Origin of the sequence: Pseudomonas sp. PAMC 29040 (assembly GCF_003994535.1) — a bacterium.
Classification (GTDB): domain Bacteria; phylum Pseudomonadota; class Gammaproteobacteria; order Pseudomonadales; family Pseudomonadaceae; genus Aquipseudomonas; species Aquipseudomonas paraversuta.
The window spans coordinates 162,335-183,031 of the sequence record NZ_RZAA01000011.1 but is presented as its reverse complement, the minus strand read 5'-3'; the positions used below and the strand labels follow the sequence as shown (position 1 = coordinate 183,031).

General features: G+C 63.1%; 15 protein-coding genes. 11 read left to right on the top strand and 4 right to left on the bottom strand.

Annotated elements, in window-relative coordinates:
• Positions 1–8 precede the first annotated feature (8 nt).
• A complete protein-coding gene (locus WG29040_RS19605) occupies positions 9–863 on the bottom strand; it encodes an IclR family transcriptional regulator (RefSeq protein WP_235972438.1) in 855 nt (284 codons plus the stop codon).
• Between the two features lie 185 nt (positions 864–1,048).
• Between WG29040_RS19605 and WG29040_RS19600 the strand changes: the two genes are divergently transcribed.
• From WG29040_RS19600 to WG29040_RS19550, 11 genes are all read left to right on the top strand, one after another.
• Positions 1,049–2,203, top strand: a complete 1,155-nt coding sequence (locus WG29040_RS19600; protein ID WP_127196738.1) for an acyl-CoA dehydrogenase family protein — start codon at positions 1,049–1,051, stop codon at positions 2,201–2,203.
• A 34-nt stretch (positions 2,204–2,237) separates the two neighbouring features.
• A complete protein-coding gene (locus WG29040_RS19595) occupies positions 2,238–4,412 on the top strand; it encodes an acetate--CoA ligase family protein (protein WP_165878376.1) in 2,175 nt (724 codons plus the stop codon).
• An 85-nt stretch (positions 4,413–4,497) separates the two neighbouring features.
• Positions 4,498–5,817 (top strand): MFS transporter, encoded by a 1,320-nt coding sequence (locus tag WG29040_RS19590; RefSeq protein ID WP_127196736.1) that lies wholly within the window; start codon positions 4,498–4,500, stop codon positions 5,815–5,817.
• Positions 5,818–5,835: 18 nt separating this feature from the next.
• Positions 5,836–6,195 carry a YidH family protein gene (locus tag WG29040_RS19585; protein WP_127196735.1) on the top strand — a complete coding sequence of 120 codons (360 nt, stop codon included), beginning with the start codon at positions 5,836–5,838 and terminating at the stop codon, positions 6,193–6,195.
• Positions 6,195–6,518, top strand: coding sequence for a DUF202 domain-containing protein (locus WG29040_RS19580; RefSeq protein ID WP_127196734.1), 324 nt, complete (start codon positions 6,195–6,197; stop codon positions 6,516–6,518). The genes WG29040_RS19585 and WG29040_RS19580 overlap by 1 nt, the downstream gene beginning before the upstream one ends.
• Before the next feature lie 407 nt (positions 6,519–6,925).
• Positions 6,926–7,978: an NADP(H)-dependent aldo-keto reductase gene (locus WG29040_RS19575; protein WP_003447519.1), complete on the top strand. Its 1,053-nt coding sequence runs from the start codon at positions 6,926–6,928 to the stop codon at positions 7,976–7,978.
• Positions 7,979–8,259: 281 nt separating this feature from the next.
• Positions 8,260–9,945 (top strand): ABC transporter substrate-binding protein, encoded by a 1,686-nt coding sequence (locus WG29040_RS19570; RefSeq protein WP_127196733.1) that lies wholly within the window; start codon positions 8,260–8,262, stop codon positions 9,943–9,945.
• Positions 9,946–9,958: 13 nt separating this feature from the next.
• Positions 9,959–10,939: an ABC transporter permease gene (locus WG29040_RS19565; RefSeq protein ID WP_003447522.1), complete on the top strand. Its 981-nt coding sequence runs from the start codon at positions 9,959–9,961 to the stop codon at positions 10,937–10,939.
• Complete coding sequence (locus tag WG29040_RS19560; RefSeq protein WP_127196732.1) at positions 10,936–11,799, top strand: ABC transporter permease; 864 nt, start codon at positions 10,936–10,938, stop codon at positions 11,797–11,799. Before WG29040_RS19565 ends, WG29040_RS19560 begins: the two co-directional genes overlap by 4 nt.
• Positions 11,796–13,508 carry an ABC transporter ATP-binding protein gene (locus WG29040_RS19555; RefSeq protein ID WP_127196731.1) on the top strand — a complete coding sequence of 571 codons (1,713 nt, stop codon included), beginning with the start codon at positions 11,796–11,798 and terminating at the stop codon, positions 13,506–13,508. The genes WG29040_RS19560 and WG29040_RS19555 overlap by 4 nt, the downstream gene beginning before the upstream one ends.
• 24 nt (positions 13,509–13,532) lie before the next feature.
• Positions 13,533–14,741, top strand: coding sequence for an acyl-CoA dehydrogenase family protein (locus WG29040_RS19550; RefSeq protein WP_127196730.1), 1,209 nt, complete (start codon positions 13,533–13,535; stop codon positions 14,739–14,741).
• A gap of 58 nt (positions 14,742–14,799) precedes the next feature.
• Here WG29040_RS19550 and WG29040_RS19545 read toward each other — a convergent pair whose 3' ends face one another.
• From WG29040_RS19545 to WG29040_RS19535, 3 genes are read right to left on the bottom strand one after another with little or no spacing between them, the layout of a single operon-like run.
• The gene (locus tag WG29040_RS19545; protein WP_127196729.1) at positions 14,800–16,212 is read right to left on the bottom strand and encodes an efflux transporter outer membrane subunit; all 1,413 of its coding nucleotides are present in this window, start codon (positions 16,210–16,212) and stop codon (positions 14,800–14,802) included.
• Complete coding sequence (locus WG29040_RS19540) at positions 16,196–17,362, bottom strand: efflux RND transporter periplasmic adaptor subunit (protein ID WP_127196728.1); 1,167 nt, start codon at positions 17,360–17,362, stop codon at positions 16,196–16,198. The genes WG29040_RS19545 and WG29040_RS19540 overlap by 17 nt, the downstream gene beginning before the upstream one ends.
• A complete protein-coding gene (locus WG29040_RS19535; protein ID WP_127196727.1) occupies positions 17,352–20,573 on the bottom strand; it encodes an efflux RND transporter permease subunit in 3,222 nt (1,073 codons plus the stop codon). The genes WG29040_RS19540 and WG29040_RS19535 overlap by 11 nt, the downstream gene beginning before the upstream one ends.
• Positions 20,574–20,697: the final 124 nt, after the last annotated feature.

Sequence of the window (20,697 nt, the reverse complement as noted above, 5' to 3'; positions counted from 1 at the left end):
AGCCCCGATCAGTAAATCCCCAGCATGCCCTCGATGCTGCGCACCATCGATACCAGCCTTGGCCCGATATCGTTTTTAAGTTGCCCCTCATTGAGCATAAAGGCCGAAACCCCGCAGTTGAATACCAGGATTTCGCCATCCGGCATGGGCCGCATCGGCACCGCAACCGCATGGATCTCACGCCGCAGATCACCATAGGACACGCAAAATCCGCGCTGGTTATACTCCTGCACACTCTCTTCGATGCGGGTCTGGAACATCTTCCAGTCGTCAGGGGTTTTGACTTTGATTTCGTTGAGCAATGCCGTGCGCTCTTCCCGTGAAGAGGCAGCAATCAATGCCCGCCCCATGGCCGTGCGCACAATCGGATAGCTCAAGCCAACATCCGGTGGATGGCTCATGGGCGCCGCACTGCGGCTGCTCTCCAGATACACCACGCTGAGCCGGTCACGCATGCCAAGGGAAACCGAACCGCGAATATGATCGGCCATCTCTTTCATGAAAGGCCGGGCGATTTGCCGGATGTTGAGGCTGGCGAGCAACGGATAGCCCAGGGATAAAACAGCCGAACCCAACTGGTATTTATTGTTCAGCCGATTGATCCGCAAATAGCCCAGGCGCACCAGGGTGTAGGTGAAACGCGAGATTGTCGCTTTCGCCATACCGGTGCGTGACGCCAGTTCGGCATTGCCCAGTTGCGTGTCCCGCGGGGTAAAGCAATGCAGGATCTCCAGGCCGCGGGCCAGGGTCGCGGCAAATTGCCGGTCATCCGCGAACTCATCCGCCACGTAATGCCTGGCCGGGGAATGCCAATCCCCCGGGGCGGCATGGGCGCCTGAATCGCGCTGATGCAGCGCCGTCATGGGCAGGCGCCTGCGCTTGTCATTTATCTCCACAAGCAGTCTCCGGATCATGATCAATGGTTGAACAATGCGCGTTGTGTTCCAACTATTCAAACAGTGTTCTGCACAGCCGAACACTGTTTGCTTATGGTCCGGGGTGGATGCCATATGTTCGCCAACAACTATAAAAACAGGCGGGACCTACCATGATCAGAGATCATCAGACGTTCGACATTTTTTTGCATGAGACGCGCCGTTTCGTCACTGAGCGGGCAATCCCCAGAGAAACCGAGATCGAGCGCCTCGATGAGGTACCTGCCGATCTGGTCCAGGCCCTGCGCGAGGGCGGATTCTTCGGGTGGAGCATCCCCGAAAACTATGGCGGCGCCGGCCTGAGCACCGAAGAGCTGGTGTTGGCTGCATTCGAACTGTCGCAATCTGCGGTGGCCATCCGGGCGCGGGTAGGCACCAACACCGGTATCGGCTCCGAGGGCATAGTGGTTGACGGCACCGAGGAGCAGAAGCAGCGCTATCTGCCGCGCATGGCCACTGGCGAGTGGACCGGCTGCCTGGCCGTCACCGAGCCGGACGCCGGCTCGGAAGCCACCAATGTGCAGACCAGCGCCCGACGCGATGGCGATGACTACATTCTCGATGGCGAGAAGTGCTACATCACCAACGGCCCCATCGCCGACGTCTTTACCGTCACTGCCCGCACCCAGCCGGGCACCACCGGGGCCAAAGGCGTATCGGCGTTTATTGTCGAACGCGGCATGCCCGGCCTGTCCACGGGGCCGGCCTATCGCAAGATGGGGCAGGCCGGCTCACCCGTGGGCGCGGTGTTCTTCAATCAGTGCCGGGTGCCTGCCGCCAATCTCATCGGCGGTGTCGAAGGCTGCGGTTTCAAGACCGTGATGAAAACCCTGAACAAGCAACGCATCCACCTGGCGGCCCTGTCCACCGGGCCGGCGATGCGCATGCTGGAAATGGCCATCGAGCACACCTCCCGGCGTGTGCAGTTCGGCCAGCCGGTGGCCAGTCACCAGTTGGTACAGGCCATGATTGCCGACTGCCAGACCGAGATCTACGCCGCCCGCTCGATGATTCTGGAAACCGCGCGCAAACGCGACCGGGGCGAGGACGTGGTGCTCGAAGCGTCGATGTGCAAGTACTTCGCGACCGAGATGTGCGGGCGAGTGGCTGATCGCTGTGTGCAGATGTTCGGCGGTGCCGGTTACATCGCCGACCATGCCGCCATCGAGCGCTGGTATCGGGATGTGCGGCTGTTCCGCCTCTACGAAGGCACCAGCCAGATCCATCAGCTCAACATCGCCAAACAGGTACTGGCGGTCCATCGCTAAGGCCGGTCCATCTCCTCCGTTGCAGGAAGTCGTTATGAACATGTTCGATACCTTCTTCAACCCGCGCACCATTGCCGTGATCGGGGCTTCCCAAGACCTGGCCTCGATCAGCGGCCAGCCCATCGCCCACCTCAAGGCCAAGGGCTTTGCCGGACGAATCCTGCCGGTCAACCCGCGTTATGCAGAGGTGGCGGGTTACACCTGCTACCCCGATGTGGCCGCGTTACCCCTGGTGCCCGATGTTGCCGTGATTGCGGTCGGGGCCAAACGGGTTCCGGATGCCCTGGCCGAACTGGGCAAAAAAGGCTGCCGGTTTGCGGTCATTCTTTCGTCGGGCTTCGCCGAGGCCGGTGAGGAGGGCGCCCAGGCTCAACGCAACATCACTGCAATCGCCCGTTCGTTCGGCATGCAAGTGATCGGCCCTAATTGCCAGGGCTACATGAATATCAGCGCGGGCATGCATGTGGGGTTCGGTGCGCCATACGGCCTGACCTATCCCAAGGGGCATCTGAGCCTGACCTCCCAGAGCGGCGCGTTCGGCAATTCGATCGTGATGCTGGCCAGCCAGGAAGGCATCGGCTTCAGGCATTACGTGTCCACGGGCAACGAGTCGGTGACCACCTCGCTGGACTTTATGGACGCCATGATCGACGACCCGCAGACCCATGTGATTGCCGGTTATGTGGAAGGCTTCCAGGACGCCCGGCGCCTGCTCGGCATTGGCCGTCGCGCGCTGGCGGCAGGCAAGCCGATGCTGATCTGGAAGGTCGGCACTTCGCCTGCCGGGGCCCTGGCAGCGGCTTCGCACACGGCCAATCTGGGCGGCTCGATGGCGCTGTATCGGGCCGCGTTTCGTCAAAGCGGGATCATCGAGGTCAGTGACGTAGGCGATCTGGCCGACTGTGCCAAGGCGCTGCTACCGGGGCGCTTGCCCAAGGGCAACCGCCTGGCCATCGTCACCATCTCCGGCGGCGCCGGGATCGCCATGGCCGACGGCGCCAGCAATGGCGGCCTGCAGTTGCCGGCGCTGGCACCTGCCAGTGTGAGCGCGCTGAAACAGGTTCTGCCTGCTTTTGCCGCGGTTGCCAACCCGCTGGATGTGACCGCCAGCCTGCTCACCGACCCGAGCCTGTTGCGGGTGACCCTGGAGCAACTGGCCAATGACCCGAACGTCGACATGATCGGCCTGGCCCTGGCGGCTGCCAGCGGTTCTCAGGCGGTGGAGCTGGCCAACGAAATAGTGCGCATCTGCACTGAACGCGAGATACCGGTGCTGGTTGCCTGGAACGCCGACCCGGCCACGGTGCAGCAGGCCTATGACATTCTCGATACGGCAGGCATCCCGCGTTATCAGTCGCCGGTACGTTGTGCCCGCGGTGCCAGTGCGTTGTGGGCGTTCGCCCGGGCGCGGATCGAACTGGCGCAAGTGCAGAGCGAACAGCCATTGCAGCTGACCAGCCCCCGGGCCCGGCTTGCACTGGCTGGTCGCGCCACTGATCTGACCGAGTTTGAAGCGAAAAAACTGCTGCAAACCTATGGCATCGGTGTCACCCGCGAAGCACTGGCCACCAGCGCCAGAGAGGCGAGCGACATCGCCGGGGCAATGGACGGGCCGGTGGTGATGAAAATTCAATCCCCGGCCATCCCGCACAAAACCGAAGCCGGTGGTGTGCGCATCGGTGTACAGGATGGCGCCGTGGTCGCAGCCTTCGATGAGATCATCAACAACGCCCGAGCCTATGCCCCCAACTGCGTGCCCGATGGTGTGCTGGTGCAGGAAATGGTCAGTGGCGGCGCCGAGTTGATTCTCGGTATCAACAATGACCCTTTGTTCGGCCCGGCGGTGATGGTGGGCTTTGGCGGGATCTTCGCCGAGGTGATGCAGGACGTCAGTTTTCGCCTGGCACCGATCACCCGTTCCGAGGCCTGGGCGATGGTGCGCGAGTTGCGGCTGTTTGCGATCCTGGACGGTGCCCGTGGTCGGCCCAAGGCCGATCTGGACGCCCTGACCGACACCCTGATGCGGTTGTCGGCGATGGCCATCGATCTGCAAGAGCAACTGCAGGAACTGGATATCAACCCGCTGTTTGTGATGCAGGCGGGGGACGGGGTGAAAGCCGGGGATGCACTGGCAAAGCCGTTGGCCCCTGACTGCACGGTGCCGCCCGCCTGCCTGCAGGCAAGTGTGGCCGGCCTGGTCAGCGCCTGACGCGGCGCCCCGGTCATTCTGGCGGTCGCCGGTTCGGGCCGCTCCTTTGTATCGACTTCAATTTTGCAGAGTCATCGAGGGTCACATGAATATTGCTCAACAGTCCCCGGCTTTTGTAGACAGTTATTCGTCCGATGAAGTTGAACGGACCTACCGCAAGCTCACGCTGCGGCTCATGCCGTTCCTGATTATTTGCTACATCGTTTCTTATCTGGATCGCGCCAATATCAGCTTCGCCAAGCTGCAGTTCATGAACGACCTCGGGTTTTCCGAGGCTGCCTATGGTTTGGGCGCGGGGTTGTTCTTCATTGGCTATGTACTGTTCGAAGTGCCGAGCAATATCTGGATGCAGCGCATCGGCGCGCGCCGCACCCTGTTGCGAATCATGATCCTGTGGGGCCTGATTTCCAGCGCCATGATGTTCGTCAACACGCCGCTGCAATTCTATGTGATGCGCTTTTTTCTCGGGGCCGCCGAGGCGGGCTTCTTTCCGGGGGTGATCCTGTACCTGACCTATTGGTTTCCGGCCGCACGCCGGGGCCGTGTCACCGGTTTCTTCATGATGGGTGCAGCCACCGCCGGGATCATTGGCGGACCGTTGTCGACCTGGATCATGGTGCACATGGCCGATGTCCATGGTTTGCACGGATGGCAATGGCTGTTCCTGCTGGAGGGGCTGCCAGCAGTGCTGCTGGGGGTCGTGGCGTTCTATTTTCTGAGCGACCGGCCCGGCGAGGCCAAGTGGCTCAGCGAACGTGAAAAGGCCATAGTCCTGGCTGATCTGGCCAGCGAAGAGCAGGGCGAAGCCAGAGGCAAGGGCCATGGTCTGCGCGAGGCGTTGCACAACCCCAAGGTTTATCTCGGGATGGTCGGCTATTTCTGCGTGCTGGTGTCGTTCAACGCCATTGGTTTCTGGGCGCCCACCATCATCAGGGATGTGGGGGTCAAAGACTTGCTGGATGTCGGCCTGCTCTCCAGCGCCGTGTTCATCGCCGGTGCGATTGGCACCTATGTGGTCGGCCACAGCTCTGACAGGAAAATGGAACGCCGCTGGCACCTGGTTGGCTGTGGTGCGGTGATCGCCCTGTGCTTTGCGCTCCTGCCCCTGTTTGCCCATAGCATCCCGGTGGCCATCACGCTGTTGTCCATTGCCGCGGCCGCTTCATACGGCGGGTTCGTGGTGTTCTGGACCATTCCGCAAACCTTTCTGACCCGTGATACCAAGGCCAGCGGCATCGCCCTGATTACCAGCCTGGGCGGGATCGGCGCGTTCGTCAGCCCGACCCTGGTGGGCTGGATGAAATCGAGTACCGGGAGCATCTATGCCGGACTGGCGATTCTGGGCGCCATTACCTTGATCGGTGCAATCGTGATGCTGATTGCGATCCCGGCGCGCAAGCACTGAGCTACAAGGAGCAGGCCAATGCGTATACCCCTGTGGCGGCAACAAGGAAAGGACCCGGACTACCGTTTCTCGCTGGCCAATGAACGGACTTTTCTGGCCTGGATTCGCACGGCGCTCGGCTTGTTGGCCGGTGGCGTGATGCTTGAACAGTTCGCCACCACCCTGGGCCCACCCGCGGTGGTGGCGGGCCTGGCAATTGCCTTCGGGGGGTTGGCGGCGCTGCTCTCTACCCTGGCGTATGTGCGCTGGCGGGCCAATGAAATTGCAATGCGCCACGCCAGGAGCTTGCCTGCTACCTTGGCCATTCCGGTGATTGTGCTGGTGACGTTGGGCATCACTGCGATCATTGTGTGGTTGCTGGCGGCACGGATCTGGTGATGCACAGCCCCCGTGATCCCGGACTGCAGGCCGAGCGCACGGCACTGGCCTGGAACCGTACCGGACTGGCGGTGCTGGCCAACGGCTTGCTGGCGCTGCGTTCGGGGTGGGGCAGCCAGCAGACGGCGATCACTGGGTTGGCATTGGCGCTGTTGATCGCTGCGGGCGGGGTTCTGGTGTATGGCGCGTGGCGCCATCATCAGTTGCTCAATGGCACCCCGGTGACAGCCCCCGGGGTGCTGGCGGTTGCCACGGTGACAGGAGTTTCGTTGCTGGCCTGTATGGTCGGGGTGACTTCAATGCTGGCGGGTTACCCACCGTAGGAGCGAGCTGGCCTCGCGATAGAGCAATGTCAGCGCCGGATGCATAGACCGACCCACCGCCATCGCTGGCAAGCCAGCTCCCACAGGGTGCTAGCGGTTGCATCCCACCCGCTCCACCGTAGGAGCGAGCTTGCCTCGCGATGGCGCAATGTCATTGCCGGATGCATTGACTGACTCCCCGCCATCGCTGGCAAGCCAGCTCCCACAGGGTGCTAGCGGTTGCATCCCACCCACCCACCTCACCGTAGGAGCGAGCTTGCTCGCGAGCTGTTGATGTTTAAAAAGCTATCTGTCCGGCCTTCAACCATCCTGGGCGTTCATTGGGCCCGGGGACACGGGCTTGTGCTACGTGGCATGCTAGCTGCAAGGATCCGCCTGCGTTTTAAACCTCAATCAAAGGATTACCCATGCGTTATCGCCAACTGGGCAGAAGTGACATCAAGGTCAGCGTCATCGGGCTTGGGACCATGACCTGGGGCCATCAAAACAGCGAAAGCGATGCCCACCAGCAGATCGAGCTGGCGCTGGCTGAAGGCGTCAATCTGATCGACACCGCCGAGATGTATCCCACCCCGACCCATGCCGATACCTGGCGCACCACTGAACGCTACATCGGCAGCTGGCTGGCCCGAAGCGGCCGTCGCGACGATGTGGTCCTGGCGAGTAAAATTGCCGGCCCGGCCCGTGAACCCGGCGGGCAGTTGCACATTCGTGACGGCCTGACCCGGCACGACCGGCGCAATATTGTCGAAGCGCTGGACGGTAGTCTCAAGCGTCTGAACACCGACTATCTGGACCTCTATCAACTGCACTGGCCGGACCGGGCGACCAATTTTTTCGGCCAGCGTGAATACCCCTATGCCGAAGACAATCAGAGCGTGGCCATTGAAGAAACCCTGTCGGTGCTGGCCGAGCAGGTCAAGGCCGGCAAGATCCGCCACATTGGCGTGTCCAATGAAACCCCCTGGGGTGTGGCCGAGTTCATCAAGCAGAGCGAGCGTCTGGGCTTGCCGCGCATTGTCAGCGTGCAAAACCCCTACAGCTTGCTCAGCCGCCTGTATGAGGGCGGGCTCTCGGAGTTCAGCCATCGCGAAGGCGTAGGGCTGCTGGCGTATTCGCCCCTGGCCTTCGGTTCGCTGACCGGCAAATACCTGGGCGGTGCGCGTCCCGAGGGCTCGCGCCTGGCAGCGGTGTACCGCACCTTCAACCGCTATGACGGCCCGGCGGTGGACCAGGCCGTCAATGGCTACCTTGAGATCGCCAGACAACACAACCTGAGCCCGGCGCAACTGGCCCTGGCTTACGTCATCAACAAACCTTTTGTGGCCAGTGCACTGACCGGCCAGACCAGCCTGGCCCAGTTGCGCGAAAACCTCGGCGCGCTGCACCTGACCCTTGATCCAGACATCCTGGCCCAGATCGAGGCCGTCCATCAGCGCACACCCAACCCGGCGCCTTAGAAGTACGGCACCTGCGATGGACAGCGCCGCAGGCCCCATGGATGACGGGCCTGCGGCCCTTATCGCAGCCTCGTGCGTCATCAGCGACTGCACAAGAGATATAGGCTTTTCCTGGCCGTTGCCGCAGGTGACGTCCGGCAACTGTTGGCCCACCAACAGTGACCGCACACAGTGTTGGTTTTTACCCCGCATCCCCCCGCCCATTACCCCTGTTTACTGTCCGAAAAACCCGGCATGCCTTGTGCAATAGCCCTGTTCCCGGACTTTAGGCAGTAAGCCCCATGCTCGAACGCTCACCCCATCTGCGATCTCAAGGCAGACGATCCAGGTCGCTGCTCAAACGCACACCCCTCATCGGTTTTGCTGCACTGTGCAGTCTGCTGGTCGGCTGCGGCCCGGATACCTCCACGGTCGCACGCAGTGACAAGCCGGTCAGCGGCGGCACGCTGGTGTACGCCACTGACCGCGAACCCACTTGCCTGGACCCCCATGTCAGCGGGGACATGCCTCAGGTGTTTATCGGCCAGCAGTATCTCGACTCGCTGGTATCGATGGACGAGCAGGGGCAAATAGGTCCGTGGCTGGCCAAGGGCTGGGAGGTGTCGGCCGACGGCCTGGTGTACACCTTCCATCTGCGCAATGACGTGCACTTCACCGACGGCACGCCGTTCAACGCGGCAGCGGTCAAGGCCAACCTGGACCACATGGCCAATCCGAAAACCCAGTCCAGTACCGCCGGTGGTTATATCCGCCAGTACCGCAGCACCGAGGTGCTCGATGACTACACGGCAGTGGTGCATCTGGCCACACCTTATGCCGCGTTTCTGGAGGTGCTGGCCCAAGGCTTTCTGGGCATTGAATCGCCTACGGCATTGCTGCGCTCCCGTGACCAGAACTGTGAAAGCCCGGTGGGCAGCGGCCCGTTCAAGATCGTCAAATGGGACCGCCAGAGCCAGGTCGAACTGGTACGCAACCCGGATTACAACTGGGCGCCACCCACCGCCAGGCATCAGGGCCCGGCATGGCTGGAGCGCATTGTGTGGAAGTTCATCCAGGAGCCATCGGTGCGTTTTGCCTCGTTGCAGGCAGGCGAGGTCGACGTGATCGAGGCGCTGCCGCCCGAGTCCCATGAGGCGGCGCGGCGCAATCCGGACCTGACCATGCTGGTCGCCCTGCGTCCGGGCAACCCCACCAACGGCACGCTGAATATCACCCGCGCACCCTTCGATAACCTGAAGGTGCGTGAAGCCTTTGTGCGCAGCGCCGATGTCGAGGGCGCGCTGAAAAGCGTGTACTTCAATGAATTCCCCCGGGCCGGTGGCGCGCTGAGTTCGGCCACGCGCTTTTACAGTCCGGACTTCGAACATGCCCAGGATTACGATCAGGGCCGGGCCGCGCAGCTGCTGGATGAAAGTGGCTGGACCGGGCGCGACGCCGAGGGTTATCGCACCCGTGACGGCAAGCGCCTGCAGGTGCATGTGGTGATTGGCAACCGCACGCCACCCTCGGAACTGACGCTGTGGGAGCAGGTCCAGGCCACCACACGCAAGGCCGGGTTCGAGTTGCTGGTGGAGCAGATGAGCGATGTCCAGGCCACCCAGCGTCAGGCCGACTGGGACTACGACATCCGGGTGGGCTACTGGAACACCAACAGCGCAGACGTGCTGCGCATTGTGTTCGGCTCGGAGTTCGTGCAGCCGGCAGGCGTCGGTGGCTACCACCAGAACACCGCAGGGTTCGCCAGCCCGCAGTTCGACGCAATCAACCAGCAAGCCCTGGCCACCCAGGACCCCGAGCAGCGTCGAGCCCTGTACTACCAGACCCAGCAGATTGCTTCGCAGCAATACCTGCAACTGACCACCTACCCGCAAAGCTCGCGTCTGGGGATCTACAAGACCACCCAGGGCGTGCGCCTGGAGCCTTCGCTGGCGGTGACTTACCTGTATGACGCCTGGGTGAACAAATGAGAGGGGTAAACCAATGAGCGCAATCACATACTCCAATGCGCGGCACGAACGTCTGGCCCGGCTGGCCCGTCGCGCGACATGGCGTCTGGCAGGCGGGGTGCTGGTGCTGTGGGCCGTCGCGACCCTGACTTTCTTCGCCTTGCACCTGATGCCGGGTGATCCGGTGCTGGCCATTCTTGGCGGCGCCAGTGGCAACCCGACCGCAGAGACCATTGCTCAAGCCACCCGTGAGTTTGGTCTGGACAAGCCGTTGGCGGTTCAATATGCGCTGTACCTGGGGCGTCTGTTGCAAGGCGACCTGGGGATGTCCTACTCCCAGCACTTACCGGTCACGCAGGTGCTGGCCGAGCAATCCTGGGCGACCTTGCAGCTTACCTTCAGCGCCCTGGCGCTGGCCTGGCTGCTGGTCCTGGCGCTGACCGTGCTCACCGCCGGCCGTGGCCGCTGGGTGTCCAGCCTGGCCTCGCTGGCCGAAACCCTGGCCGCTGCCTTGCCGCACTTCTGGCTGGGTATTTTGCTGCTGGCGGTGTTCGCCTTCGGCCTGCGCTGGTTCCCCCCGGCCGGTAGCGATGGCTGGCGCACCCTGGTATTGCCGGCGGTGGCACTGGCCATTCCGCTGGCCGGTTTTATCGCCCAGGTCACCCGTGAATCCCTTGAACTGACACTGGAACAACCCTTTGTCCTGACTGCCCGCACCCGGGGTCTGAGCGACACCGCCGTGCGCTTCAAGCACGCCCTGCGCCATGCGGTGTTGCCCGGTATTTCATTGTCTGGCTGGGCCATCGGCGCGCTGATCAGCGGCGCGGTGGTGATTGAAGTGATCTTTTCGCGCAAGGGCCTGGGCCGCCAGTTGTATCAGGCAGTGCAGGCGCAGGACTTGCCGCTGACCATCGGCATCAGTCTGGCGGTGGCCGCCGTCTATGTGCTGGCCAACATTGTGATCGATCTGCTGTACCTGTGGATCGATCCCCGGCAACAGGGGAAAACAGCATGAGTGAACTGACTTTCGAAACCATGCTGCCCGCTGTCCGGGTTCAGCGCACAGCGTCCCGGCTGCGTCCCGGCCCCTTGCTGGCCGTGACCTTCCTGGCCTTTCTGATCATCGCGGCGCTGGCGCCGCAACTGTTTGCCCACAGCGATCCATTGGCGATTGTTCCCCACGATGCCTTTCACCCGCCGGGCTGGGCGCACTGGTTCGGCACCGATCAATCGGGGCGGGATATTTTCTCGCGGGTTATCTACGGCACCCGTCAGTCCTTGTTCATCGGCCTGGCCGCCACGGCACTGGCCATGGGCATTGCGATTGTCCTGGGTTTGCTGGGTGGCCTGGGCGGCGCCTATCTGGATCGCGGTGTCGGCTGGCTGCTGGAGATTCTGTTTGCCTTCCCCAGTCTGGTGCTGGCGCTGCTGTTCGTGGCGATCTTTGGCAGTGGCGTCGGTCCGTTGATCGTCGCCACCGGGCTGGGCGGGGCACCGGGCTATGCGCGCATGGTGCGCGGTCAAGTACTGGCGGTGCGTAACGCCGGCTACATCGAAGCCGCCGTGGCCCTGGGGCATCCGACACGGCGGATCATCCTGCGCCAGCTGTTGCCCAATGCCATGCGCCCACTGATCGTGACCCTGACCATGGGCGTCGGTCAGGCCATTGTCTGGGCCTCGGCCCTGAGCTTTCTGGGGCTGGGTGCGCCGCCGCCCGCGCCGGAGTGGGGGACCATGCTGTCGATGGGGCGTGACTTTGTCGCCAATGCCTGGTGGCTGACCTTCTTCCCCGGGCTGTTCATCGTACTGACCACGCTCTCGACCACGGTTGCGGGCCGCTATCTGCAACAACGTCTGGAGGGACGCCTGTCATGAGTGACAAACACTTGATCGTTGAAGGCCTGTCCATCGAATTCGACGGCCAGACCGTGGTGCACAACCTGTCGTTTACCCTGGCCCCGGGCAAGACCCTGGCCCTGGTCGGTGAGTCCGGTTCCGGCAAGAGCGTGACTGCCCGCAGCCTGATTGGCCTGGCGGGCGCCGGTGCGCGGGTGACTGCGCGCACTCTGAGTTATGGCGGGCAGGATCTGCTGGGGTTGTCCGAGCGCGGCTGGCGTCGACTGCGGGGCAAGGGCATCGGTTTCGTGCTGCAGGATGCGCTGGTGTCCCTTGACCCCTTGCGGCCAGTGGGCAAGGAAATCCTTGAAGTGCTCAAGGCCCACAACTGGGGCGATCGTCGCAGCCGCGCCGAGCGGGTGATCGAGTTGCTGGATAAAGTCGGAGTGCCGCAGCCCCGGTTGCGTGCCCGGCAACGTCCCGATCAACTGTCCGGTGGCCTGCGTCAGCGGGCGCTGATTGCCAGTGCGCTGGCGCTGAGTCCGGGGCTGGTAATCGCCGATGAACCGACCACCGCACTGGATGCCACGGTGCAGGCGCAGATCCTTGAAGTGCTGCAGGAAATCAAGGCCCGGGGCGACTCGTTGCTGATCATCAGCCATGACCTTGCGGTGGTGGCGCAGCTGGCGGATGAAGTGCTGGTGCTGCGCCACGGCGTAACGGTGGAGCAGGGGCCTATGCAGCAGGTGTTGCGCAACCCGCGCCACCCTTACACCCGCGCCTTGCTGGATGCGGTACCTGCCGAACATGCGCGGGGTACGCGCCTGTCGCCGGGGCAGCCGGCAGTGGGCGGGCAGCCCCGTCCGGCGGCTGACTCGCCGTTGCTGCTCAGGGCCAGCGGGCTGGGCAAGGCTTATGTCGGCCCCGATCATCAATCGCGGCAAGTGGTTGATGGCGTCAGTTTTGAACTGCGGGCCGGGCGTACTCTGGGCATCGTCGGCGAGTCCGGCTCGGGCAAGACCACTGTCGCACGCATGGTGCTGGGCCTGCTGGAACCGGATGCGGGACGGGTCGAGTTTCTCGGTCAGCCGTGGACGGCGGCGGGCAGCCAGCGGGTCACGGAAAAACAGCGGCGCCTGCATCGACGGGATATCAGCGTCATTTATCAGGACCCCCTCAGCTCGTTCGACCCGCGCTGGAGTGTTGCCCGGATCCTTGCCGACGCCCTGGATGTAGCAGGGTTCGAGGCCGGGCAACAGGCTGTGCGCATCCGCCAGTTGCTGGAGCAGGTGCGCTTGCCGGCCGACCTGGCCACCCGCCGCCCGTTGCAATTGTCGGGTGGTCAGCGCCAGCGGGTGGCGATCGCCCGGGCCATTGCCAGCAACCCGAAAGTGATTATCTGCGATGAACCGGTATCGGCCCTGGACGTATCGGTACAGGCCCAGGTGCTCGACCTGCTGGCGGACCTGCAGGCCAGCCTGGGGCTGGCGTATCTGTTTATTTCCCACGACCTGGGGGTGATCCGCCATGTCAGCGACGAAGTGCTGGTGATGCGTCACGGCAAGGTCGTGGAAAGCGCCCCAGTCGAGGCGCTGTTTGACAACCCACAGCATGAATACACCCGTCGCCTGCTGGGGGCCGTACCGCGTCTGCCCGGTGCCCAGGTGCAACTGGTGGTGCCGCCGCTGGAAGCAGAGAACAGCGCGTGGCTGTTTGATGAATCACAGCTTTGGAAAATCGCCATTTAAGCGTCATCAACCCAAGGAATTGCCATGAGTAAGCTGTTTGCTGTAACCGAACGTCCCGTTGCTACGGTGGCAGAACTCAATGCCCGTGCCGACCGCCTGTTGCCGGAGATCGGCCAGGGCGCGGCGTTGCGCGAACGCGACCGGCTGCTGCCGTTTGAGGCGGTGGCGCAGATTGCCAAAGCCGGCTTTTTTAGCGCCAGAATTCCGGTCCGCTATGGCGGCAGTGGCGGCTCGGTGAAAGAGGTCATCGGTTTATTGATCCGCATCGCGGCGGTGGACTCCAACGTTGCCCAGGCATTGCGTCCCGGCTTCGGCTTTGTCGAAGGGTTGCTGGCGTCCCGGGCGGATGATGCCGAAGGCGAGCGCGAACGCTGGTTCGAGCGCTACCTGCAGGGCGCGGTGATCGGCAATGCGGGCTGGGAAGTCGGTGGCGCCAACGGCTCGATCAGCGCCCGGATAGTGCGTGACGGCGAGCATTACCGGGCCACGGGCAACAAGTACTACAGCACCGGTTCGTTATATGCCGACTGGGTCAGCGCGGTGGCGCTGGACGAAAACGATCAGCCGGTGTCGTTCATCTTGCCGCGTAACCGTCAGGGGCTTGAGCTGCTGGACGATTTTGACTCCATGGGCCAGCGCCTGACGGCCAGCGGTACTACCCGCCTGAACAACGTACAGGTGCTGGCGCAAGAGATTCGCACCCGGACCGTGGAGGAGGGCAAGCGCACCATCGTCACGCCATTTTTGCAATTGTTCCTGGCGGCGGTGCAGGCGGGTATTGCGCGCAATGCCTTGAATGATGCGGTGGCGTTTGCCAATGAGCATGCGCGGCCGATCAAGCACAGCAGCGCCAACCGTTCGGTGGACGACCCTTACGTGGAGCTGAGCGTGGGGGACATCTCGGCCCGGGCATTCACGGCCGAGGCGGTGGTGCTGCGTGCGGCTGAGGCCATAGACCGGGCGTGGGCAGGGGATCTTGATCCGCTGTTGGTAGACCGGGCGGCGGTGGACGTGGCGCAGGCGCAATATATAGCTGCGGAGTCTGCGCTCAAGGCGGCGGAGCTGGTATTCGACGTGGGCGGGGCCTCGACCACGGGGCGGGCGCACAACCTTGACCGGCACTGGCGCAATGCCCGCACTGTGGCCAACCACAACCCCCGGCAGTGGAAAGCCGCGGCGGTGGGGGCCTGGCAACTCAAAGGCACCCCACCCCCGACCTCCGGGTTGTTCTGATCAAGGTCTGTGGACAGGGCCATGGGCTGTTACGCCGACTGCGTCGTCGAGCGCAGGCTCAGCCTGCCCAGCCCCCTCCCAGTGCCGTCAACAATCCCACGCTGGCCTGCAACTGCCGGGTGCGCAGGGCTTGTACCGCGCGCTGGGCCTGCAACGCCGCGGTCTGCGCCGTGACTACATCCAGGTAGCTCACGGCTCCGGCTTCATAACTGTTGGTGGCCAGCGCCCGGGTGTGCTCGGCGGCATTGGCTGCCGCCTGTTGGTCCAGACCTTGCTGCCTCAGGTCGCGCAACTGCGCCAGGTTGTCTTCGACCTCGCGCACCGCATGCAGCACCTGGCTGCGGTAGTGTGCCGAGGCTTCTTCGAATTCGGACCTGGCCTGGCGCTCCTCGGCATTCAGTCGCCCGCCATCAAAAATCGGCAGGTTGACCAGCGGCCCCAAGGCCCAGAAACGATTGCTCGCGGCCAGTAAATTACCGCTGCCCTGGGTTTGCCCGCCCAGTAGTCCGGTCAGGCTGAAGTCAGGGTACCAGGCGGCTTTGGCCACGCCGATTTGCGCATTGGCGGCAAACATCCGCCGTTCCGCCGCGGCGATATCGGGCCGGCGCTGCAACAGGGTGCTGGGCAAGGCGCCAGGTTGCGCCGGGAGGCTCAGGGTCTGCTTGCCGGCCGGCAATTCAAAGTTGCTGGCCGGTTCGCCCAGCAGTTCGCCAATGGCGTGTTCGGTGAGGTTGCGCTGGCCGCGCACATCGTCCAGTTGGGCCTCGGCTTCGGCCAGCTGGCTCTGGGCGCGGGTCAGGTCAAGCTCGGATGAAATCTGCCCCTGATAGCGGGCGCGGGTCAGTTGCAGGGCCTGGCTGTAATCATCCAGCGAACTGGAGAGAATGCGCTGCTGCGCATCCAGCCCGTCAAGCTGCACATACAGGCTGGCAAGCTGGCGCTGCAAGCTCAGGCGAGCCACGGCCAGGTCATCTGCCGAGGCCTGAGCCCGGGCATCGCCCGCCGCCACCTGGTTGCGGATTTTACCCCACAGGTCGAGATCGAAATTCAGCGCAAAGCCTACGGTATTGCTGTTGTATACCGCTGGCTGGTCGGAACCGCGCAGAGGCCGACTGTCCGACTGGCGCTGGCGCAGCGGTTGCCCGCTGGCGGTTATTTGCGGCAATAGCCCGGCATGCAGCTGGCTGGCATAGGCCTGAGCACCCTGGTAATGGGCCAGGGCTGCCGCCAGATCCGGGTTGGTCTTGAGCAGGCGCTGCTGCAGTTCATTCAGGCGCTCGTCGTGATACAGCCGCCACCACTGGGGTGACAGTTGATCGGCCGGTTGCGCGCTGTGCCACGGGTTGTCGCTGCTCTGTTCGCGATAGTGCTGTGGCAGGTCCAGTTGCGGCGGCCTGTAGGCCGGTGCCAGCGAGCAGCCCTGCAACGCCAGGGCCAGCAACAGGGCGCCGCGTTTAAGCTTTGGCTGCATGGGTGGCTCCTGCATCGGCAAGTTTCACCGGGTCACCTTCGCGCAGGGCGTCGGGCGGGTTGTCGATCACGGTATCGGCAGGTTTGAGCCCTTGATCAATCACCAGCCGGTCACCCAGATCCAGGCCGATATGGATGTTTTGCATGTGCACATGCCGGGCGCTGTCGAGCACCGCCACCTGGGTGCCCTGGGCGCGGAAGATCAAGGCACTGGCCGGAATGCTGACGCCATGGGTGTCGGGCGGGATCGCCAGGGTCGCCTCGGCGTAATCCCCGGGCATCAGCACATCGCCGGGGTTTGGCGCGACAAACTGTGCCATCAGGGTGCCCGAGTGCTGATCAATGGCGGCCGAATTGCCGATCAATTTCGCGCTGAAAGTCTGCCCCGGATGCTCCGGCACGCTGAGCTGCACCGGCATGCCCGGACGAATCACGCTGGCGTAGTTCTGTGGCACCGGCACGTACAGGCGCAGCTGATGGGTATCGGCGATGTCGAACAGCTCGGTGTCGCTGTCGGTATCGGCCTTGATCAGTTGGCCGATGTCGGTATGGCGCGCGGTGATGGTCCCGGCAAAGGGCGCGCGAATGGTCTTGTAGGCTTCCAGGCTGGACAGGCGCGCGTAGTCAGCTTCGGCGGCCTGGGCACTGGCCCTGGCGGCGGCAGCGTTGGAGGTTTTCTCGTCCGCCTCCTGGCGTGAGACCGAGTGGCTGGCCAGCAGGTTTTGCCAGCGCGACGCGGTGATGGCAGCCAGTCTGGCATTGGCCTGTTCTTGCAGCATGTGGGCCCGGGTCTGCGCCAGTTGCTGATCCAGGTCGGGGCTATCAATGACCGCCAGCACCTGTCCGGCGGTGACCTTGCTGCCAATATCGCTGTGCCAGCTTTTCAGGTAGCCGCTGACCCGGGCATGGATCGAGGCCTTGCTCCAGGCTTCCAGATGCGCGGGCAAACGCAGGGTGTCGCCATGGGCGTTCTGCAGCGGCTGGAACACGCTGACCACTGGCAGGGCGGCGACTTCGGTCCAGTTGGCAACCTCATGCTCGTGGCGGCTGCGGGCCGCCAGACCATTGGCCACCAGCAACGCGGCCAGGGTCAGGCCACCGATACCCAGGTACATCAAGCGCTTGGGCGAAGGTTTTGGATCAGACGACATGGGTGGTTTCTCCAGCTGCAGAGCGATTTTTTTCACGACCGTGCACCAGGCTGAACACCACGGGCACGAACAACAAAGTGGCAACAGTGGCCAGCATCAGCCCGCCAATCACAGCGCGGCCCAGCGGGGCGTTCTGTTCTTCGGAGAGGGCCAGCGGCAGCATGCCGATCATCATTGCCAGGGCAGTCATGCACACCGGCCGGAACCGGGTGTAGCCCGCTTCGAGCGCAGCCTTGAGGGCGTCGCCATGTTCCGCCAGGCGCTCGCGGCAGAAACTCACCACCAGAATCGAGTTGGCAGTGGCCACCCCCATGCACAGGATGGCCCCGGTCAGGGCCGGCACCGACAAGGAGGTGCCACTGAGGAACAGCATCCAGACGATCCCGGCCAGGGCGGCGGGTAGAGCGGTGATGATCACGAACGGGTCCAGCCACGACTGGAAGTTGACCACGATCAGCAGGTAGATCAGCACCACCGCCCCCAGCAGGCCCAGGCTCAAACCGCTGAAGGCTTCATGCAGCGCGTCGATCTGGCCGTGCAGGGTGATGGTGGCGCCTTTGGGACGCAGGTCCGAGGCGCCATCAATCACTTTTTGCACATCGGCGGCCACCGAGCCCAAATCGCGGCCCTGAATGTTGGCGTACAGATCCAGGGTTGGCTCGATGTTGTAATGGGTGACCACCGCCGGGCTCTCGCCCCGGGTGATAGTTGCCAGTCCGCCAAGGATTTGTGACTGGCCGCTGCTGCCGGTGACCGGCAAGGCTTCCAGCGAGGGCAGGCTGTCCAGCCGGTATTGCGGGGTCGCGGCCACTACCCCGTAAGACACGCCGTTCTGCGGGTTGAGCCAGAAAGTCGGTGCCACCTGGGAACTGCCCGCCAGTGAGGCCACCATGCTGTTGGTAACGTCACGTTCGGTGATCCCCAGGCCATTGGCCCGCAGCCGGTCAACCTTGACTTGCAGGGACGGGTAGCCGACCGATTGCTGAATCCGCAGATCGGCTATCCCCGGCACATGTTGCAGGCGCCGTTGCAGCTCCAGGGCATAGGTGCGATTGGCGGCGTCGTCGCGGCCGGAGATTTTCACGTCCAGCGCAGCCGGAGCACCGAAGTTGAGGATCTGGGTGCTGATATCGGCCGGCATAAAGGCAAACTGGCTGCCGGGGAAACTCTCGGGCAGGGCTTCACGCAAGCGTTTCACATAGTCGGCGGTCGGGCTGTGGTCGGCTTTGAGGGTGACTTGAATATCGCCATCCTGGGGGCCGATGGTGCCGCTGCTGCTGTAGGCCATGTCGATGCCGCTCAACGGAATCCCGATGTTGTCGATGATGGTGTCCAGCTGGTCGGCGGGGATGATTTCACGAATGCGCGATTCGATCCGGTCGAAGGCCGCCGCGCTTTCTTCAATGCGCGTACCCAGCGGCAGGCGCACATGCAGGGCCAGTGCCCCGGCATCGGTGGCCGGGAAGAAGTCCTGGCCCAGACTCGGCAGCAACACGAATGACGCCAGCACACAGGCCATGAAACCGGACAAAAAGCCTTTGCGATGGGCCAAAGCCAATTCCAGCACGCCGTAGTACCCATCGCGCACGGCCGAGAAGCGCCGTTCGAACCCTTGCTGAAAACTCAGCAGCGCCCGCACCGCTGCGCAATGTTGTGGGGTGTGTCGGTCGCCCTCGTGATGGTTGATGTAGCCATCTTCGGGGTGATGGCCCGGGCCTTGCTCCGCAACATGGGGTTTGAGCAGGAACATCGCCAGGGTTGGCACCAGGGTGCGCGACAGAATGAAGGACGAGCCCATGGCGAAAATTACCGACAGCGCCATCGGCCGGAACAGGTAGCCGGCAATTCCCTGCAACATGAACATCGGCACAAACACGATGCAGATACACAGCAGCGAAACGAATGCCGGGCCGACGATCTGCCTGGCGCCATCGAGAATCGCATCACGTACCGACTTGCCTTGTTCAAGGTGCCAGTTGATGTTCTCGATGGTCACCGTGGCATCGTCCACCAGAATCCCCACCGCCAACGCCAGCCCCCCGAGGGTCATGACGTTCAGGGTTTGCCCGCTGAGGGCCAGCAGGGCAATGGCCGAGAGCACCGCCAGCGGGATCGACACGGCAATGATCAGGGTCGAGCGCCAGCTGCCGAGGAACAGCAGAATCATCGCGCTGGTGAGCAGGGCGGCGATGATCCCTTCCTGGGCCACACTGCCCACCGACTGTTTGACGAATACCGAAGCATCGCCCAGCAGGGATGTCTTGAGTGAAGGTGGCAAGGTTTCGTTGATTCGCGGCAGCATCGAGCGGATGCCGTCGACAATCGACAGGGTCGAGATATTGCCGTTCTTCAAGGCCGGCATCAGTACTGCCCGTTGCCCGTCCACCCGCACGATGTTGGTTTGTGGCGGCGAACCGTCACGCACGTGGGCCACCTGGCCGATGGTAATCAGGGCGCCATTGACGGTCTTGATCGGCAAGTCATTGAGTTCGTCGATGGCTTTGGGGCTGTTGTTGAGCAACACCGTGTATTCATAGGTGCCGAGCTTGGCGGTGCCCACCGGGATGATCTGGTTCTGCGCCGCCAGTGCATTGCCCACGTCCTGGGCCGACAAGCCCTTGGCTGCCAGAGCCTGGGGGTCGAGGTCGAGGGTGATCTGCCGCTGTTTACCGCCCATGGGGGTCGGCATGGCCAGACCGGGCAGTGAGCTCAGGGGCAGGCGGATGTTGTTCTGCACCAGATCGCGGATTTTGGCTTCCGAGAGCGTGGGGCTGGAAAACGCCAATTGCAGGATCGGTACCGTGGAGGCGCTGTAGTTCAGAATCAGCGGCGGGGTGATCCCCGGCGGCATCTGTTTGAGTACGGTTTGAGATACCGCGGTCACCTGGGCGTTGGCAGTGCGGATATCGACGCCGGGCTGGAAGAAAATCTTCACGATGCCCATGCCGGGCAAAGACTGCGACTCGATGTGTTCGATGTCGTTGACCGTGGTACTGAGCGAGCGCTCGTAGGTGTAAATCACCCGGCCGGCCATATCTGCCGGTGCCAGGCCGGTGTATTGCCAGACGACGGCGACCACCGGAATACCAATGTCGGGAAATACATCAGTGGGCGTGCGCAGAGCTGCCAGCGGCCCGATGATGCAGATGAAAATCGCCAGCACGATAAACGTGTAGGGCTTGTGCAGTGCGGTCTTTACCAGCCCGAGCATGCCTGAACCTCCGAGGAGTGGAATTGCAAACCTCGGCAGTCTTACCGCCGGATCTTAACGATCCGCTTTCAGCCAGGTGAAGGATCCTTTAGGAAAGAGCTGAAAATCCCTTCACTTTCATTCA

Coding starts and splice junctions, on each gene's coding strand:
- WG29040_RS19565 (WP_003447522.1), top strand. CDS start 9,959: ATGAGCGCAATCACATACTCCAATGCGCGGCACGAACGTCTGGCCCGG.
- WG29040_RS19540 (WP_127196728.1), bottom strand. CDS start 17,362: ATGTCGTCTGATCCAAAACCTTCGCCCAAGCGCTTGATGTACCTGGGT.
- WG29040_RS19590 (WP_127196736.1), top strand. CDS start 4,498: ATGAATATTGCTCAACAGTCCCCGGCTTTTGTAGACAGTTATTCGTCC.
- WG29040_RS19585 (WP_127196735.1), top strand. CDS start 5,836: ATGCGTATACCCCTGTGGCGGCAACAAGGAAAGGACCCGGACTACCGT.
- WG29040_RS19560 (WP_127196732.1), top strand. CDS start 10,936: ATGAGTGAACTGACTTTCGAAACCATGCTGCCCGCTGTCCGGGTTCAG.
- WG29040_RS19580 (WP_127196734.1), top strand. CDS start 6,195: ATGCACAGCCCCCGTGATCCCGGACTGCAGGCCGAGCGCACGGCACTG.
- WG29040_RS19605 (WP_235972438.1), bottom strand. CDS start 863: ATGACGGCGCTGCATCAGCGCGATTCAGGCGCCCATGCCGCCCCGGGG.
- WG29040_RS19535 (WP_127196727.1), bottom strand. CDS start 20,573: ATGCTCGGGCTGGTAAAGACCGCACTGCACAAGCCCTACACGTTTATC.
- WG29040_RS19550 (WP_127196730.1), top strand. CDS start 13,533: ATGAGTAAGCTGTTTGCTGTAACCGAACGTCCCGTTGCTACGGTGGCA.
- WG29040_RS19555 (WP_127196731.1), top strand. CDS start 11,796: ATGAGTGACAAACACTTGATCGTTGAAGGCCTGTCCATCGAATTCGAC.
- WG29040_RS19600 (WP_127196738.1), top strand. CDS start 1,049: ATGATCAGAGATCATCAGACGTTCGACATTTTTTTGCATGAGACGCGC.
- WG29040_RS19595 (WP_165878376.1), top strand. CDS start 2,238: ATGAACATGTTCGATACCTTCTTCAACCCGCGCACCATTGCCGTGATC.
- WG29040_RS19545 (WP_127196729.1), bottom strand. CDS start 16,212: ATGCAGCCAAAGCTTAAACGCGGCGCCCTGTTGCTGGCCCTGGCGTTG.
- WG29040_RS19575 (WP_003447519.1), top strand. CDS start 6,926: ATGCGTTATCGCCAACTGGGCAGAAGTGACATCAAGGTCAGCGTCATC.
- WG29040_RS19570 (WP_127196733.1), top strand. CDS start 8,260: ATGCTCGAACGCTCACCCCATCTGCGATCTCAAGGCAGACGATCCAGG.